This window comes from Nonomuraea sp. NPDC059007, from assembly GCF_042740555.1.
Classification (GTDB): domain Bacteria; phylum Actinomycetota; class Actinomycetes; order Streptosporangiales; family Streptosporangiaceae; genus Nonomuraea.
Map to the genome: position 1 here is coordinate 1 of NZ_JBHYJD010000124.1, position 1,310 is coordinate 1,310.

At 71.8% G+C, this 1,310-nt stretch carries 2 protein-coding genes; both read left to right on the forward strand.

The features are described from left to right. The first annotated feature begins 90 nt into the window (after nt 1-90). Nucleotides 91-852: an ABC transporter permease gene (locus ACFWY5_RS57990; RefSeq protein ID WP_379623008.1), complete on the forward strand. Its 762-nt coding sequence runs from the start codon at nt 91-93 to the stop codon at nt 850-852. A 46-nt stretch (nt 853-898) separates the two neighbouring features. Continuing rightward, nucleotides 899-1,310 (forward strand): response regulator transcription factor (locus ACFWY5_RS57995; RefSeq protein ID WP_379640400.1); only part of this gene is annotated, 412 nt, incomplete at its 3' end.

Below are 1,310 nucleotides of genomic sequence, written 5' to 3' on the forward strand. Positions count from 1 at the left end.
ACCCGCACATCCCGATCTTGCCTCTCCAGGCTCAGCAGCGCGCTCAGCCCCTGGCGTAACGGGAGTGCCTACTCAGAAAGGTAGGGCGGCATGACTTTCGCACAGACGCTCCACGCGGAGTGGATCAAGTTCCGCAGCCTGCGCTCCACCTGGTACACGCTGGCCACCCTGCTCGTCGTCGGCCTCGGCATCACGGCCCTGTCGATGGGCGCCGCCGGGGCGGACCAGGCCGAGTCCCCGCAGGACTGGGATCCGACCGGCCGCAGCCTGACGACGTACATCGTGGCCCAGCTGATCATCGGGGTGCTGGGCATCCTGGTCGTCACCTCGGAGTACGCGACCGGGCTCATGTCGACCACGCTCAGCGCCACGCCGCGCCGGCATCGGCTGCTGGCGGCCAAGGTCGTGGTGGCCACGGCGGTCGCCCTGGTGGCCGGTCAGGTGCTGATGTTCGCCGCGTTCTTCCTCGGGCAGGCCGTGCTCATCACGCAGGAGGTGCCGAACGCGCGGCTCGGCGACGCCGGTGTGCTGTCGGCCGTGACGGGCGGCGGGATCTACCTGTCGGCGATCGCGCTGCTCGCGGTCGGACTCGGCACGATCATGCGGGCCACGGCGGGAGCGCTGGCGACCCTGGTGGGGATCGTCTTCCTGGTTCCTGCTCTTCAGGGCCTGTTCCCTCCGTGGACGCAGGGGCTGTTCGCGTTCTGGCCCACGAAGGGGGCGGCCGCGATCTTCGCCACGGTCCCGGACCCGGCCTACCCGGAGCCCTGGCTGAACCTGGGCGGGATGTGCCTCGGGGTCGCCGTCGTACTGGCCGCCGCGTTCGCGGTCTTCCAGCGCCGCGACGTGTGAACCGGGCCTCCGTATCCTGGCCCTCGTGCGAGCATCAGGACAGGCCATGACACCGGCGGAGGGCGGCGAGCGGCTGCTGGTGGTGGACGACGAGGCCACCGTCCGCGAACTGCTGGCGGCCACGCTGCGGTTCGCCGGGTTCCGGGTGAGCTCGGCGGCGACCGGCGCCGAGGCGGTCGCCGCCGCCAGGGCGGAGCCGCCCGACCTGGTGCTGCTCGACGTCATGCTGCCGGACATGGACGGGTTCGAGGTGGTGGGCCGGCTGCGTGAGCTGCGTCCCGAGGGAGGCGGCGGACCGGTGCCGGTCCTGTTCCTGACCGCCCGCGACCGCCAGGCCGACAAGGTCACCGGGCTCTCCCTCGGCGCCGACGACTACGTGACCAAGCCGTTCGACCTGCAGGAGCTGATCGCCCGGATCCGCGCGATCCTGCGCCGTACCACGGGCCACCAGCCCGGCG